Source organism: Salinimicrobium oceani (assembly GCF_012037645.1).
In genome coordinates this window covers 1-337 of the sequence record NZ_JAAVJR010001257.1, presented here as the reverse complement: position 1 = coordinate 337, position 337 = coordinate 1, and the positions used below count along the sequence as shown (strand labels likewise).

Annotated in this window: 1 protein-coding gene; it reads right to left on the bottom strand. The window is 41.2% G+C overall.

Going from position 1 to position 337, the window contains the following annotated elements; translation table 11 throughout:
• Positions 1–16 precede the first annotated feature (16 nt).
• Positions 17–337, bottom strand: a 321-nt coding sequence (locus tag HC175_RS21725; RefSeq protein WP_317172393.1) for a DUF6576 domain-containing protein, incomplete at its 5' end; no start/stop codon positions are given.

The following is a 337-nucleotide window of genomic DNA, read 5'->3' as shown; positions in this document are numbered from 1 at the left end:
CAGTTGAGACCTTTCATCAATCTTCTTTTCCGGCGTTAAATAAATAATCCTTTTCCTGTTTGGTAAGGCTGTCATATCCGCTTTTACTAATTTTATCGAGAATGGCATCAATCTTTTCCTGCTGTTCTTTTTTATTTCTGTCACGGGTACCAAATCCGGCAGGGGTACCGGGAGTACTTTTTCTTTTATGAACGGTTTTTAAGTTACTCCTCTTTTGAGGCGCAGGACTGGAGGAAAATAAGTCTCCAAACCAGTCAAGAAATCTTTCGAATCCGCTCGCGATGTTGTTTCCTCTTCCCAGCTGTTTAGCATAAAGATAACCAAAACCTGCTCCTCC